Below are 13076 nucleotides of genomic sequence, written 5' to 3'. Positions count from 1 at the left end.
CTGGCCTTTGGCCGCAGCCTCCGTGGAAGAACCTAATGAAAAGCGCAGAAATCCGTGAAGCCTTCCTTCGCTTCTTCGAAGAGCAAGGTCACACCCGTGTCTCCTCCAGCTCCTTGATCCCTGGCAATGACCCAACCCTGCTGTTCACTAACGCGGGGATGAACCAGTTCAAGGACTGTTTCCTGGGCCAGGAAAAGCGCGCCTACACCCGCGCGGTCAGCAGCCAGAAATGCGTGCGCGCCGGTGGTAAGCACAACGACCTGGAAAACGTCGGCTATACCGCCCGTCACCACACCTTTTTCGAAATGCTCGGCAACTTCAGCTTTGGCGATTATTTCAAGCAAGACGCGATCAACTTCGCCTGGACCTTCCTCACCGGCGTGCTGAAGCTGCCGAAGGAAAAACTCTGGGTCACCGTCTACGCCAGCGATGACGAGGCCTACGACATCTGGACCCAGCAAGTCGGCGTGCCGCCTGAGCGCATGGTGCGTATCGGCGACAACAAAGGCGCCCCGTACGCCTCCGACAACTTCTGGACCATGGGCGATACCGGCCCGTGCGGCCCTTGCACCGAGATTTTCTACGATCACGGCGCCGACATCTGGGGCGGCCCACCGGGCTCGCCGGAAGAAGATGGCGACCGTTACATCGAGATCTGGAACAACGTGTTCATGCAGTTCAACCGCACCGCCGACGGCGTGTTGCATCCGTTGCCAGCGCCTTCGGTAGACACCGGGATGGGCCTTGAGCGGATCAGTGCGGTGATGCAGCACGTTCACTCCAACTATGAAATCGACCTGTTCCAGAGCCTGCTGGCCGCGGCCGCCAAGGCTGTCGGTTGCACCAATGAAGACCAGGCCTCGCTCAAAGTGGTCGCCGACCACATCCGTTCCTGCGGCTTCCTGATTGCCGACGGCGTGCTGCCGTCCAATGAAGGCCGTGGCTACGTGCTGCGTCGCATCATTCGTCGTGCTTGCCGCCACGGCAACAAGCTGGGCGCCAGCGGCAGCTTCTTCTACCAGATCGTCGCGGCGCTGGTCGCCGAGATGGGCGAAGCGTTCCCGGAACTGACCCAGAACCAGGCGCACATCGAGCGCGTGCTGAAGGCCGAAGAAGAGCAGTTCGCCAAGACCCTGGAACAGGGCCTGAAAATCCTCGAGCAAGACCTCGCCGAGCTGAAAGGTGACGTAGTGCCGGGTGATGTGGTGTTCAAGCTCTACGACACCTACGGCTTCCCGATGGACCTGACCGGCGACATCGCCCGTGAGCGCAACCTGACCCTCGACGAGGCCGGTTTCGAGCGCGAGATGGAAGCCCAGCGCGTACGTGCGCGTTCCGCCAGTTCTTTCGGCATGGACTACAACAGCCTGGTCAAGGTTGACGTCGCCACCGAATTCACCGGTTACAAGGCCACCAGCGGTTCGGCCAAAGTGGTTGCCCTGTATAAAGAAGGCCAGTCGGTCGACGTCTTGAATGAAGGCGACGACGGTGTGGTGGTCCTCGACCAGACGCCGTTCTACGCTGAATCCGGTGGCCAGATTGGCGACTGCGGTTTCCTTAAGGCGTCGTCCGGTCGTTTCGACGTGCGCGACACCACCAAGACCGGCGGCGCGTTCCTGCACCACGGGGTAGTGGCATCGGGCAGCCTGACGGTCGGTTCGCCAGTGGACACCCAGGTGGACGCCGACGTGCGCCACGCCACCGCGCTGAATCACTCGGCCACTCACTTGCTGCACGCTGCACTGCGCCAGGTTCTGGGCGAGCACGTTCAGCAGAAGGGGTCGTTGGTCGATAGCCAGCGCCTGCGTTTCGACTTCAGCCACTTTGAAGCGATCAAGCCTGAGCAGATCAAGGCCCTGGAAGACATCGTCAACGCCGAGGTGCGCAAGAACACCCCGGTGGAAACCGAAGAAACCGACATCGAGACCGCCAAGGCCAAAGGCGCCATGGCGCTGTTCGGCGAGAAATACGGCGACAACGTGCGCGTGCTGAGCATGGGCGGCAGTTTCTCGGTGGAGCTTTGTGGCGGTATCCACGCCAACCGCACCGGCGACATCGGCCTGCTGAAAATCATCAGCGAAGGCGGTGTGGCCTCCGGCGTACGTCGCATTGAAGCGGTGACCGGCGCTGCGGCGCTGGCCTACTTGAATGCGGCTGAAGAACAACTCAAGGAAGCGGCTACCCTGGTCAAGGGCAGCCGCGACAACCTGATCGACAAACTGTCCGCCATCCTGGAGCGCAACCGTGCGCTGGAGAAACAGCTGGAGCAGTTGCAAGCCAAGGCAGCCAGCGCGGCGGGTGACGATTTGTCTGCTTCCGCCCTGGACGTCAAAGGTGTGAAAGTCCTGGCTGTGCGCCTGGACGGTCAGGACGGCAAGGCGCTGTTGGCCCTGGTCGATCAGTTGAAGAACAAGCTCGGCCGCGCAGTGATCCTGCTCGGCAGTGTCCATGAGGAAAAGGTCGTTCTGGTTGCCGGTGTAACCAAAGACCTGACTGGCCAACTCAAGGCCGGTGATTTGATGAAGCAAGCCGCTGCGGCAGTGGGCGGGAAGGGCGGTGGTCGTCCGGACATGGCGCAAGGCGGTGGTGTAGACGCTGGTGCCCTGGACGCGGCCCTGGCGCTGACCGTGCCGTTTGTCGAGGCCGGTATTTAAGGTGCTGTGGATGAGCCCATGGTCTAGTCATGGGCTCGCTCGGTTGCTGGATGATTTGTTTATTGGGCGCCCCTTTACGGGCTGAGGCGGCTTAGAAAATGGCTTTGATCGTACAGAAATTTGGAGGCACCTCGGTCGGCTCTGTCGAAAGAATCGAGCAGGTCGCCGACAAGGTTAAGAAATTCCGCGACGCCGGCGATGACCTGGTGGTGGTGCTGTCGGCCATGAGCGGCGAGACCAATCGCCTGATCGAGCTGGCCAAGGCAATCAGTGGTGATCAACAGCCGCTGCCGCGTGAGCTGGATGTGATCGTGTCCACCGGCGAGCAGGTGACCATTGCCCTGTTGGCCATGGCGCTGAACAAGCGTGGCGTGCCGGCGGTGTCCTACACGGGTAGCCAGGTGCGCATCCTCACCGACAGCGCGCACACCAAGGCGCGCATCCTGCAGATTGATGATCAGAAGATTCGTGCTGATCTGAAGGAAGGTCGCGTGGTGGTTGTCGCCGGTTTCCAGGGCGTTGACGAGCACGGCAATATCACGACCCTGGGTCGTGGCGGTTCCGACACCACCGGTGTGGCGCTGGCGGCAGCCCTAAAGGCTGACGAATGCCAGATCTACACCGATGTGGATGGCGTCTACACCACCGACCCGCGCGTGGTGTCCGTGGCCCAGCGCCTGGATAAGATCACCTTTGAAGAGATGCTGGAAATGGCCAGTCTCGGCTCCAAGGTGTTGCAGATCCGTGCGGTGGAATTCGCCGGCAAGTACAACGTTCCGCTGCGCGTATTGCACAGCTTCAAAGAGGGTCCGGGCACCCTCATTACTATTGATGAAGAGGAATCCATGGAACAGCCGATCATTTCCGGCATCGCTTTCAATCGCGATGAAGCCAAGCTGACCATCCGTGGCGTGCCAGACACCCCGGGCGTGGCCTTCAAGATTCTTGGGCCGATCAGCGACGCGAACGTTGAAGTCGACATGATCGTGCAGAACGTTTCGCACGATAACACCACCGATTTCACCTTCACCGTGCACCGCAACGAGTACGATGCGGCTCATGAAATCCTGAAGAACACGGCGAGCCAGATTGGCGCCCGTGAAGTGGTCGGCGATATCAAGATTGCCAAGGTGTCGATCGTGGGTGTGGGCATGCGTTCCCATGCCGGCGTTGCCAGCCGCATGTTTGGGGCCCTGGCCAAGGAAAGCATCAACATCCAGATGATCTCCACCTCGGAAATCAAAGTCTCGGTGGTGATAGAAGAGAAGTACCTGGAGCTCGCTGTACGCGCGCTGCATACCGCTTTTGAGCTGGACGCTCCGGCCCGACAGGGCGAGTGATGCGATGCCAGGAAGGCGCGGTTTACCGCGCCTTTCATTTTTTTGTGGGGCGCATGTTCTTTTGTGTGCGCTCGACAATACTTAGGCGGACAGGGCTGCGGCCTTTTGGTTGTAGGTCGAATGCCTTTTTTTTGCAGACTGTTGTTCCTGAACTGAAATGCGTGAGGAGAAAGGTATGCTGATTCTGACTCGTCGTTGCGCAGAAAGCCTGATTATCGGTGATGGCGAAATCACCGTGACCGTGCTCGGCGTCAAAGGCAATCAAGTACGTATCGGGGTTAACGCTCCGAAAGAGGTAGCGGTCCACCGCGAGGAAATTTACCTGCGGATCAAGAAAGAGAAGGACGAAGAACCAAGCCTTTAATTTTTATCGTTTTTTATGTTTGCAAACGGGGATGAACGTGGTTAATATACGCCCCGTGTTGCGGAGAGCTGGCCGAGTGGCCGAAGGCGCTCCCCTGCTAAGGGAGTACACCTCAAAAGGGTGTCGGGGGTTCGAATCCCCCGTTCTCCGCCATTATTTGCTTAGTACGTTGCAATCTGGATTTATCGGTAAGTTGTTGAAATTACTCGAAAAAATCGCTTTACATAGAGATTGAACGGCCTATAATGCGCGGCAACAAATGCACTCGTAGCTCAGCTGGATAGAGTACTCGGCTACGAACCGAGCGGTCACAGGTTCGAATCCTGTCGAGTGCACCATTTAAGAGTCGGTTGCAGCAATGCAGGTGACTTGGCTTCAACCAGTTGTGATCTGGTCTAAAAACACACATGCACTCGTAGCTCAGCTGGATAGAGTACTCGGCTACGAACCGAGCGGTCACAGGTTCGAATCCTGTCGAGTGCACCATACAAACAAAAAGCCCGCCTAGCGCGGGCTTTTTGCCGTCTGGGGTTTGTGTAGGATTTCATCTTTTTCTCTCGTTCCGTGTGTTTTCCTTTCGGGCTGCGTCGTCGCAGTTCATAGATGCAGCCAATGCTTAGCTTTGGCTCGCAAGCGCTTGTTCTTTCCAGTTTTTTAACGTTTAAAGCGGCCGGGCGGTGTATCATTGCGCCCGTCAGCCCCGCCGGGGCTTGTGGAATACCTCCATGGACTTACCCAGTAGTGACTCTGTACCCCGTTTTTCCAATCATGAATTGACTGATTGATCCTTCCGGCGTGCCCCGCTGCTGGGAGTGGAGTTCGCCTATGACCGAAGTAGAAGTAAAGAAAACACAAGAAAGCCTGCAGGATCGTCTGGCTCAAGTCATCGAGCTGCTGCAGCGCCAGCGCGTGGTCGAAGACCTCACGCATCGCCAGGAAGGTCCGAATCGCGGCCGCGTCGAAAACCTGGTTCACCGGCAAAATCTCGTCGAGTTGCAGCGCAAACTCGACGACCTGCACTCCGCCGACGTCGCTTATATCCTTGAAGCTTTGCCGCTTGATGATCGACTGACCCTCTGGCAGTTGGTCAAGGCCGACCGCGACGGCGACATTCTCCTCGAAGTCTCCGACTCGGTCCGTGAAACCCTGATCGCCGACATGGACGATCACGAGCTTCTGGCCGCAGCCAGGGAGATGGACGCCGACGAACTGGCCGACCTCGCGCCTGAGTTGCCCCGTGATGTTGTCCATGAGCTGATGGAGGCCCTCGACGGCCAGCAGCGTGAGCGTGTGCGCTCCGCGCTGTCCTATGACGAGGACCAGGTCGGCGCCCTGATGGACTTCGAGATGGTCACCATTCGCGAAGACATCAGTCTCGAAGTGGTACTGCGTTACCTGCGCCGGTTGAAAGAGCTGCCAGGCCATACCGACAAACTTTTCGTGGTCGACTACGAAGGTATTCTCAAGGGTGTGTTGCCGATCAAGCGCCTGCTGGTCAACGACCCAGACAAGAAAGTTGCAGAGTTGATGGCCAGTGACACCGTGAGCTTTCATCCGGATGGAGATGCTTACGACGCGGCCCAGGCGTTCGAGCGTTATGACTTGATCTCCGCGCCGGTGGTCGACAAAAACGGCAAGCTGATCGGCCGTCTGACCATCGATGAAATGGTTGACCTGATTCGTGAAGAGAGTGAAACCGAAGTCCTCAATATGGCGGGTCTGCGTGAAGAGGAGGATATTTTTGCCTCGGTCTGGCGCTCCCTGCATAACCGTTGGGCCTGGCTGGCAGTCAACCTGATCACCGCTTTCATTGCTTCGAGGGTGATTGGGCTGTTCGAGGGCTCCATCGAAAAGCTGGTTGCCCTGGCGGCACTTATGCCGATTGTTGCGGGCATCGGCGGCAACTCCGGCAACCAGACGATCACCATGATCGTGCGTGCTATGGCGCTTGACCAAGTCAGCACGGGTAATACCTCGCGCTTGATGCGCAAGGAGTTGGCGGTCGGGCTGATCAACGGTCTGGTGTGGGGTGGGGTAATCGGGGTTGTGGCTTACTTGCTGTACGGCAGTTGGTCCCTGGGCGTCGTCATGACGGCCGCGATGACCCTCAACCTATTGCTGGCTGCTCTGATGGGGGTGTTGATCCCCATGACCCTGGCACGCCTTGGGCGCGACCCCGCGATGGGCGCCAGTGTGATGATCACGGCCATGACCGACAGTGGCGGCTTTTTCATCTTCCTGGGCTTGGCCACGATCTTCCTGCTCTGATCCCTCCATCACGGCCAGCGCCTCTTTGTAGGCGCTGGCTTGCTGTGGCGAGGGAGGTCCCACTACCTCTTCGACGTAGCGCTGTCGCGCAGCAAACTGGGACCTCTGTGGCGAGCGGGCTTGTCCCGCGTTGGGGTGCGAAGCGCCCCTGATGAAGACGAATGCGGTGTATCGGGTACTCCTCTGCGCCTGGTTTTGGGGCTGCTGCGCAGCCCGGCGCGGGACAAGCCCGCTCGCCACAAGAATGCGGTCGCCTGAAATTTTTTATGCAAGACTCAAGACTTTAGGGTGAAATTTTAACCCCTTAAAATCAGTAAGTTATTTTAAGTTTGATAAGAGCTTGCTCCCGCTGACTGCGCAGCAGTCTCCTGCTTTTTTTGGGGCGCTTCGCACTCCGGCGTCAGCAAGCGTGATCGCCACGGCAAGCTCGCTCCTACACTCCGTCCGTCAAATCCCAGGCAAAAAAAAGCCAGCACATGGCTGGCTTCGGCTTTCAGTGGCTGATCAATTGGCTTCTGCGGCCGCCTCAACGTCGTGCGCAATAAGCGAGACGAGAGCATTTTGCTGGCGGTGGGAGAGCTGACGAAAACGCTGCAGCAGTTCGCGTTCGTGCAGTGACAGCTCAGGGCTGTCCAGGCGCATGCTCAACTCGTCGCCCAGCGCACCTTCCTGAATAAGGCTCTGTTCCAGGCGCGCGATGATTTCGGAGTTCATGCTGCGGTGATGATTGCGAGCCACCTCGGCAATGCGTTCCCGCATTCCGTCTGGCAGACGTACGACGAACTTGTCAGCCGTACGGCTGGAATAAATTGCCTGCTTCAATGGGCGCATATATTTAACCGGTTAGTTCAGTGGAGCGGTTTTTGGAATTGGCCGCAAGATATGAGTGTTAAGACAAGACTCACGACCAAAGTTCAACCCGAATTGCAAAGAGGCCGCATCATGCCTCAGATTTGACAGTTCCTTGGCGTCAATTCTGTGACAAATATTGAACCGCCTAAAGGCTTTATGCCAGCACTGATTTGCATTTTTGCGGACTGGTTGGAAAACTTTTTGCGCAGGATCTCAATTGACGATCTTCGCGCAAGCCCCCGCAGCCGCTGGGTTGGAGGGCGCACATCCTATAGCAATGTGGCCTTTTGCCCTTAACCTTCAGACTAGTGGCAATTTGCCGATTTACTAGGACGAGGCGATGTAAGGTAGGCGGTGGAGTGTGGCGAGGGGTTCAGCGCAGTACAGGGTCGAATTTTATTCGGCGGCCCACGATCAGCGTCAGAACCAGCAAGCAGCCAAATACTGCGCTGGCGATGAAGGCCGTTGTTTGCCCGTCCTGGGAGGTGGTTTCCAGGCCCGTCACGCCGGTTGCGAGGGTCAGGCACAGAAACAGCCAGGCAGATTTGGTCATGAAGGCTTCCTCAGAAAACCCAATGTTCTGATGCGGGCGCGGTTTGCGTACCTTGGGTGAGGCGAATCGGAGAGTTTGGATTTGCCGTCATCACTGCCAGTTGCGGACGTTGCTGCAGGTGGTGAGGAACAGCCTGGCTGATTTGCGCAGCGTCATCGTTGCTAGACGAGTGAAAATGGAACATCACCAAGGCGGTGAGCGCTACGGTATTGAGGACTAACAGAAGGGCGCTGTTCATGGTCATGTTCTCCGCAGAAGGCTCAGCCAGATTGGTTTTGTAGGAGAAGTATTGCAGATGCCATGCCAATCTAATATTTCAATAAAAACAATGGCTTAAGTGTATTTTAAAGCGAGGTTGGGTTGCAATTTGCAATGCTGGCATTTTGGGGTAGTGCATTTTGCACGATGGCGTTAAGTGCCCGGATTCACAGGGCGAAACCCGCTTCACCCATCCAGGGATCGGCCTACACTCAAAAAGCCCACGGACGACATGACAAAACCCACCTCGGCCGTTAACATGCACGCCGTCCGTCGCAGCGCCCTTGGCTGCACGGCTGTCATTTGTCCCAGTAGCTCAATTGGATAGAGCATCCCCCTCCTAAGGGGAAGGTTGGCCGTTCGAACCGGCCCTGGGACACCAGATTCAAAGCCCCGCACAGTTAATCCTGGCGGGGCTTTTTTGTGCGCGCGCGGTCTTTTCAAATGCCAATCGAACCTTGCGCCCGACCGAGGTTCACAGCAGGTGCGTCGTGTATTTTTCGCAACGGTGTACCTCGCACGCCACTCGGTAGCGTCTGAGCTGTAGCCAATCGTTTTAAACAAAATAATCCCCGGAAACAGCCCATATCGCCTGTCCGGACCCGGCAACCCAGGACTATCATGCCGATAGCCCTGTCTCTCACTGCAAGGAGCCGCTCGGAACGCCGATGCGCCAGATCTGGAAATCTTTTCGAGCCCTTTATTTCGCCTCCTTGATGATGCTGATCGGCTCCGGCCTGCTCAGTACTTACCTGGCCTTGCGCCTGGCGGCGGACCATGTCGACAGCCTGTGGGTCGGTGCGCTGATGGCGGCCAACTATTTTGGACTGGTGCTGGGCGGCAAGATCGGGCACCGCCTGATTGCCCGGGTCGGGCATATTCGTGCTTACGCTACCTGTGCCGGGATTGTCGGTGCGGCGGTGCTGGGTCACGGCCTGATCGACTGGCTACCTGCCTGGATCGTGCTGCGGATGATCGTGGGCCTGGGGATGATGTGCCAGTACATGGTTATCGAGAGCTGGCTTAACGAGCAGGCCGACGCCAAGCAGCGAGGGGTGGTGTTCAGCGGCTACATGATCGCGTCCTACCTCGGCCTGGTGCTGGGTCAATTGATCCTGGTGATGCATCCCCAGCTCGGCCTCGAACTGTTGATGCTCGTGGCGCTGTGCTTTGCCTTGTGCCTGGTGCCAGTGGCCATGACTCGGCGTATTCACCCGGCCCCCCTGCATCCGGCGCCGATGGAGCCGCGCTTCTTTATCCAGCGCGTGCCGCAGTCGCTGAGCACTGTGTTGGGCGCTGGGTTGATCGTGGGTTCGTTCTACGGTCTGGCACCGCTGTATGCCTCCCAGCAAGGGCTGACGACGGAGCAGGTGGGCCTGTTCATGGGTAGCTGCATTTTTGCCGGTCTGTTGGTGCAGTGGCCGCTGGGCTGGTTGTCAGACCGTTATGACCGTGCGCTGCTGATTCGCTGTTTCGCCTTATGCCTGGCGGTGGCGGCATTGCCATTGGCGATCATGAGCAAAGTGCCGCTGGAGGTGCTGTTCGTGGCGGGGTTCCTGTGTTCGCTGGTGCAGTTCTGCCTGTATCCGCTGGCCGTGGCGTTTTCCAATGACCATGTCGAGGGAGATCGGCGGGTATCGCTGACGGCCATGCTGCTGGTGACCTATGGGGTCGGTGCCAGCATCGGGCCGTTGCTGGCGGGTGTGATCATGAAGCTGTTCGGCAGCCACATGCTCTATGCGTTTTTCAGCTTGTGTGCGTTGATTCTGGTGTGGCGTATCCGGCCGAAGGCGGTGACTAACCTGCATCAGGTGGACGATGCGCCGTTGCACCACGTGGCGATGCCCGACAGCATGTCCAGTTCGCCGCTGGTGGCCTGTCTTGATCCGCGCGTGGACGAGGCGGTGGTGCAGGAGCAGATGCAGAACCCGGTTGCGGAGCCTGAGCCTGAAACCGATCCGCAGCCGCCGGTTGATGAGCCGGCCTTCGAAGGGCCCCCGGAACCTCTTGGCCCGGATGACCATCCTCACGACTTGAGCAGGGCACGCCCCTGAATGCAAAAACGGGCAGATCCCATCAGGATCTGCCCGTTTTTTTGCCACGACTTTTAGCGGTTAAAGGTCGTCGTCCTTGTCAAAGCGTCGCGCTTCGCGTTGCAGTTGGTACACAAACCGCTCCACCTGGCGCTGCACCAAGCCACTCATATTGTGGAAGCGCACGCCGGCGAAGGTGGTGTTGATCCTCTCTTCGAAATGCAGGTAACGCAGTTCGACGCAGGTGGTCATGCTGCCGAACGGCAGGGCAGCAATAAAGCGGTCATAGACCTGGCCCAGTTGCAAGCGCTCGGAAATGTCGCCTTCAAAACGCAACTTGCAGCCGGTGGCGGAAATATCCAGCAGCTTGCCGTTGACCGGCGCCTTGAGTTTCTCGCCGCCCAGTTCGATGTTGACCAACTGGGCCAGCTTCAGTGCGGCACGGAAAGCATTGCGGCGCTGATGGTAAACCACCTCGTCTGGCATGCTGCCGGTGTAGATGCGGTGACCGCCTTTCTCGCTGATGGTCAGGCCGCCGTTGCTTTCCCAGGCGATGCGCACGCCGTCGTGGAAGCCTTCGATGCGGAAGGGTTCGCCATTCTCAAGGTAGCGTTCGCCGTCGCGGGGGATCATTTCGTCGAGGGCCAGGGATTTGCTGTCCCGGTCGACATCCACCAGGTAGCTCTGGAAGCGCTGGCTGCGTTCGTGGAAGGTGATGATCAACGGATCATGGCTTTCTTGCAGCATCCGCAAGGTGCCGGCGATTTCCAGAGGCGTGGTGAGCACCTTGGGTGGCTGCGGGGCATCTTCCGCATTAAGGGCGTTGAACACGGTTCTTCCATCTCCAGACAAAATACGACTACACACAAGAATCGGCATTTTGCCAGTATGTAACGCGCCTTGGATAGGGCGCGCCGAAATCCGGCGTCAGGCTTGGCTGCGGGTGCTTGGTTTGACTAGGCGTGAGGTGGAACCCTGGGCGTTGTAAAGCGCCGGAGGCTCGCCGCCGTGAAGTATACGTAACTGGTTGGCGGTCGTGGCTTGCTGAAGCTGAATCGACTGACCGTTAAGCGCGTTGGTCTTCTGACACTGGCTGAGCAATTGATTGAGTGCTTCGCTCTGGGCCAGTAGTTGATCGCCGACCGTAGAGTGGCTGGCCAGCTGTGCGAGGCCGTCGTGATCGGCCGGCAGGCCAAGGCTGACAAGAATCTCGCTGCGCTTCTTGCCATGCTGTTCCAGCAAGACAATCAACGACTGTTTGTGCGCCAGAATTTCTTCGAGCAAGGACATGTCCCGGCCGTAGAGGGCCAGGGTCTCTTCTTTGAGCAGCTCGAGCAAATGTTGCGTCGGCGCCAGATCATCAATGATCAGTTGAAGCAGGTTTTCGTCGTGGTGCATGGCTGGCCTTGGGTTTTAAGCGTCCAAAAGCCCGGCGCAGGCCTGTGCCTAGCGCTCGGCTTCGAAGTTAAGCAGCTTGCTGGCTACACGGTTGCTGTCGACTTTATAGCTGCCATCGGCGATTGCCTGTTTCAATTCGGCCACGCGGGCTTTATTGACAACCGGTTGATCGCGCAGCGAGTCAGTGACCTTCTGCAACTGTTGAGCCTCATTGCTCAAATGTACGGATTCCCCGCTTTGGCTGGCAACAGCCTGTTCTGCCTTGGCGGGCAGGGGCTGGGCCTTGGCTTCTACGCTGTCCTTGGTGCCGCTGGTGCGCGTATTGCCTGGCAATGCCGGGGCGTTATTTAAACGACTGAAATCAATGACCATGTTAAAAAAACCTCTGGGTATTTGGACGCTTGCCATGTTTTCGGCCATACCCGGACAAACTTTAGGCTCGATTGACAATAAACCTGCACACGCTAACGTCTAGCGCACAGTGTAGGAAAAGCTGGCGTCCTATACCAGTGATCTATAAAGCAACCTCGACTTGGCCAGGTGCCGTCACCCGCGCCCTGATCACGCGGTTGGAGTTGAGGTTCTTGACTCGTATCTGTTCGCTCATGCCGCCGTTGGACAGCGCTTCCCCCGGCATTTTCACGTTCAACCCGCCGCTGCTCGCGGATATCACCACTTGGTCGCCCTTGCGAATCACCTCGGCCTGTTCCAGATGAACCAGTGTGATGACCTGATCGGTGACCACTGGTCGGGTAAGTTTCTGCCCGACGGCCTGGTCCAGGGACGTCAGGTAGCCCTGGTTGATCAGGCTGATGTCGCGTTCACGCAGTACAACGTCCTCAAAACCGATGATGCCGGTGCGTTTCAGCGGCCGCGCCACCACCACTACATCACGGAACAGCTTGACCTGCGCCGGCACAAACACCGTCCAGGGTGAGGCGCCCTCGCAGCGCACCTTCACCGTCACACGGCCGATGGGCTGTGCGGGGCTTTCCAGGGTGGCTGTCAATTCCTTGTCGCACATCGGCATGCGCAGGCGGGGGTCGAGCTGGTTGACCTGTATTTCATAACGCCCAGGTGTCTGGGTGGTCGCCAGATAATCTTCTACAGTGAACTCAAGAAAGCCTTGGGTGACGCCGATAAGTAGATCAGGCAAGGTGACGTTGTCTGCGCGGGCCGTAGCCCCTGAGACCAAGGCAAGCAGCGCCATCGAGACGCAGAGCAAACTGCGGTACGGTAGGAGGCCAGGGCGTCGGGAAACTGTCGTTTTAATATCCATACCCAACAAATAGCAAAGCTCGTGCCGTTTACTGTTGGGTGCGCGCTGCCCTTGTAGGTATAGCCAAAGGTTTTAGC

General features: G+C 58.1%; 12 protein-coding genes and 4 tRNA genes. 9 read left to right on the top strand and 7 right to left on the bottom strand.

The window, feature by feature from the left end:
* Positions 1-35: 35 nt before the first annotated feature.
* From alaS to mgtE, 7 genes are all read left to right on the top strand, one after another.
* Positions 36-2654, top strand: coding sequence for an alanine--tRNA ligase (alaS, locus tag ACR52_RS26500; RefSeq protein ID WP_048731006.1), 2619 nt, complete (start codon positions 36-38; stop codon positions 2652-2654).
* Positions 2655-2752: 98 nt separating this feature from the next.
* Positions 2753-3994, top strand: a complete 1242-nt coding sequence (locus ACR52_RS26495; protein ID WP_048731005.1) for an aspartate kinase — start codon at positions 2753-2755, stop codon at positions 3992-3994.
* A 175-nt stretch (positions 3995-4169) separates the two neighbouring features.
* The gene (gene csrA, locus ACR52_RS26490) at positions 4170-4358 is read left to right on the top strand and encodes a carbon storage regulator CsrA (RefSeq protein ID WP_003175645.1); all 189 of its coding nucleotides are present in this window, start codon (positions 4170-4172) and stop codon (positions 4356-4358) included.
* A 62-nt stretch (positions 4359-4420) separates the two neighbouring features.
* Positions 4421-4511 (top strand) — tRNA-Ser (locus ACR52_RS26485).
* Between the two features lie 108 nt (positions 4512-4619).
* Positions 4620-4696: transfer RNA gene (locus ACR52_RS26480), tRNA-Arg, on the top strand.
* Positions 4697-4767: 71 nt separating this feature from the next.
* Positions 4768-4844 (top strand) — tRNA-Arg (locus tag ACR52_RS26475).
* Positions 4845-5183: 339 nt separating this feature from the next.
* Positions 5184-6626, top strand: a complete 1443-nt coding sequence (gene mgtE, locus ACR52_RS26470) for a magnesium transporter (RefSeq protein WP_048731002.1) — start codon at positions 5184-5186, stop codon at positions 6624-6626.
* Between the two features lie 504 nt (positions 6627-7130).
* Here mgtE and ACR52_RS26465 read toward each other — a convergent pair.
* From ACR52_RS26465 to ACR52_RS26455, 3 genes are all read right to left on the bottom strand, one after another.
* Complete coding sequence (locus ACR52_RS26465) at positions 7131-7457, bottom strand: Arc family DNA-binding protein (RefSeq protein ID WP_003175643.1); 327 nt, start codon at positions 7455-7457, stop codon at positions 7131-7133.
* Positions 7458-7851: 394 nt separating this feature from the next.
* Positions 7852-8031: a PA3371 family protein gene (locus ACR52_RS26460; RefSeq protein ID WP_048730998.1), complete on the bottom strand. Its 180-nt coding sequence runs from the start codon at positions 8029-8031 to the stop codon at positions 7852-7854.
* A gap of 10 nt (positions 8032-8041) precedes the next feature.
* Positions 8042-8269, bottom strand: a complete 228-nt coding sequence (locus ACR52_RS26455; protein ID WP_048731063.1) for a hypothetical protein — start codon at positions 8267-8269, stop codon at positions 8042-8044.
* A 325-nt stretch (positions 8270-8594) separates the two neighbouring features.
* Here ACR52_RS26455 and ACR52_RS26450 point away from each other — a divergent pair.
* A tRNA-Arg gene (locus ACR52_RS26450) sits at positions 8595-8671 on the top strand.
* A 286-nt stretch (positions 8672-8957) separates the two neighbouring features.
* Positions 8958-10343 carry an MFS transporter gene (locus ACR52_RS26445; RefSeq protein WP_048730996.1) on the top strand — a complete coding sequence of 462 codons (1386 nt, stop codon included), beginning with the start codon at positions 8958-8960 and terminating at the stop codon, positions 10341-10343.
* A 60-nt stretch (positions 10344-10403) separates the two neighbouring features.
* Here ACR52_RS26445 and ACR52_RS26440 read toward each other — a convergent pair whose 3' ends face one another.
* The 4 genes from ACR52_RS26440 to flgA all read right to left on the bottom strand — a co-directional run bounded on the left by ACR52_RS26440 (position 10404) and on the right by flgA (position 12999).
* Positions 10404-11153, bottom strand: coding sequence for a flagellar brake protein (locus ACR52_RS26440; protein ID WP_048730995.1), 750 nt, complete (start codon positions 11151-11153; stop codon positions 10404-10406).
* 96 nt (positions 11154-11249) lie between these two features.
* The gene (locus ACR52_RS26435; protein WP_048730993.1) at positions 11250-11720 is read right to left on the bottom strand and encodes a flagella synthesis protein FlgN; all 471 of its coding nucleotides are present in this window, start codon (positions 11718-11720) and stop codon (positions 11250-11252) included.
* Between the two features lie 48 nt (positions 11721-11768).
* A complete protein-coding gene (flgM, locus tag ACR52_RS26430) occupies positions 11769-12092 on the bottom strand; it encodes a flagellar biosynthesis anti-sigma factor FlgM (RefSeq protein WP_048730991.1) in 324 nt (107 codons plus the stop codon).
* A gap of 142 nt (positions 12093-12234) precedes the next feature.
* Positions 12235-12999 carry a flagellar basal body P-ring formation chaperone FlgA gene (flgA, locus tag ACR52_RS26425; protein ID WP_048730989.1) on the bottom strand — a complete coding sequence of 255 codons (765 nt, stop codon included), beginning with the start codon at positions 12997-12999 and terminating at the stop codon, positions 12235-12237.
* Between the last annotated feature and the right edge of the window lie 77 nt (positions 13000-13076).

Source organism: Pseudomonas fildesensis (assembly GCF_001050345.1).
Classification (GTDB): Bacteria; Pseudomonadota; Gammaproteobacteria; order Pseudomonadales; family Pseudomonadaceae; genus Aquipseudomonas; species Aquipseudomonas fildesensis.
Note: the sequence above shows the minus strand (reverse complement) of the source record. Positions and strands in the feature narration are given on the sequence as shown.